A 2,150-nucleotide genomic window follows, 5' to 3' on the forward strand; every position below is an offset into this window, starting at 1 on the left:
TTCAGCTCTTGTCAAATTATCCTTAGGAGCGAAACTATTATTATCTTTTCCTTTTAATAATTTCATGTTAGAAAGAAGAGTAACAGAATCTTTTGCCCAATCAGAAATGGTTTTTTCATCTGCAAATTTAACTTCTGCTTTTACATTTTTAAGCAAGTCTTTGTCAGCTGACATATTTATATACTTAGCTAAGATTACAGACATTTCTTCACGAGTTAGTTTATCATCAGGTTTAACAAGTCCGTCTTCCTTACCTTTGACTAAATTATTTTCAACTGCCCAGTTCATATAAGCTGTATAGAATTTATCAGCAACTATATCAGTAGCTTTGTTTTCTTTGAATTTTTCTGTATCAACTTTTTCAAGTCTACCTAATATTGTAACGAATTCTGCTCTTGAAATAGTTTGATTAGGAGCGAAGTGTAGTTTATCTATTCCGGACATTGTCTTGTTGGCAATGTTGTTTAAAATAGCTTTGTTTGCCCAGTGATTGTCTATGTCAACTTTTGAAATTTCTGAAAGTTCTTTTTGTAAATCTTGTTCAAGTTTGAATGCATCATTTGAGAAAGAATTAGTTTTTTCTGTGGAATATTTAGCCGCTTCAGCTTTATCTTTGTCATAAAGAGCTAACCATTCTTTTTCTAAGGCTGGCAAATCTTTCATAAATTTATCTTCTAAATCCAGAACTTTTTCTCTTGTAGAAACGCCAAGAGCTTCTCTGTTAGAAGTTACTAAATCATTTACAGAACTTCCTACCCAGTAAAGTGAGTTATCATCATAAGTTGGAGCATTATTTTTATATTGCTCAGTTGTATCATTGATGTCCGGAAAGACTGGAATGTATGGAATGTTAAGTGGACTTCCGGGGGTTAGCCACATAATTCCAGGAGCTTCCTTAGGAAAGTTTTCTTTTATTTGAAATATATGTGATTGCATAGTGTTGATATTGCCGATAGGATATTTATATTCTTTACTATCTTTTAATAATTTTCTATTTTCAGATGCCTTGAAGTCAGTACCTTCAAATCTATTTCTTGTGAAAGCTAAGACATCTTTTATATCAATTTTTTTACTGTCTTTGGAAAGGTCATTCATCAAATTGAATCTTTCAGAATCATATTTAACAGTAGAGTTTGGATCAAGAGAGTGAACACCGGACCACATTCTGGATCTATTGGATTCTCTTAGTTGTTTCGGGTTATATGAAGCGGCTAAATCTATTAGACCATCTTTAGTTTCAGTATAAGTTTTTGCATCTTTAGCAATTTTAACTACATCTTTTGAAGATATAACGTTCTCTTTATCGTTCAAATCAACGCCACCTAACCAAAATGCATTAGGGAATACACTGAACTTATCAGCTGGATATTTTATTGCAACATATTGATGCCCGGAATAAATTTCCATATACCAAACTTCATCGTGGTCTCCAAATACTACTATGTCACCCATAGAAGCTCCTTTTTCGTCAATAGTTTTAGCTAATAGTTCGATAGCGCCTCTTGCAGATTTTGCGTGTGCAAGAATGAATGTAGTCATAGAGGCCTCATTCACTCCATTTTCTATGTAAGGGTCAACAGCTTTTATATCATCAGAATAGTTTGCAGAAACAGTACAGAAAGCACCGAGGCCATATTCATTATAACCTGCTGCATCATATACACCTTTTTCCATCTCTTCAGGTTTTTGTGTGGAGTCAGGAGTGGAGAAGAATTTAAAACTATCTTCAGGGTGAATAAATTCAAAACCATTGTTTGAATCAACAAGTTTGGTTCCCTTTTTGAATTCTCCAGCAGGGTGGACAACTAATCTCTTAGTTCTGTTTCTTTCGTAATCTTCAGTTCTACCATAGATAAAACTACCATCAGTGGTCAAATTTTTTCCTACTATTACACCAGTACACGCGAAAACGTTTTGTGTAGTTCCAAGTAGACAAGTTGACACAAGAGTAACGGCTAACAATTTTTTAAAATTTTTCATAAAACACCTCCTAAATCTGATTATATTGATAGGATTTAATGTTGTCAAATTTTAATATAAACAATTAATAAATTAGTAATATTTAATTCAAAAGAGAATTTTATAATAATTAATTAGTAAAATAAGTTAAAATATTAAATTTAATGTAAATAGATTAAATAATGACTATA

General features: G+C 32.0%; 1 protein-coding gene. It reads right to left on the reverse strand.

What is annotated here, in order from left to right:
• A partial coding sequence (locus tag HMPREF9129_RS04265) for a C69 family dipeptidase (RefSeq protein ID WP_004820712.1) occupies positions 1-1,980 on the reverse strand: 1,980 nt, incomplete at its 3' end.
• Positions 1,981-2,150: the final 170 nt, after the last annotated feature.

The sequence above is a fragment of the Peptoniphilus indolicus ATCC 29427 genome (assembly GCF_000227315.1).
Taxonomy (GTDB): domain Bacteria; phylum Bacillota; class Clostridia; order Tissierellales; family Peptoniphilaceae; genus Peptoniphilus; species Peptoniphilus indolicus.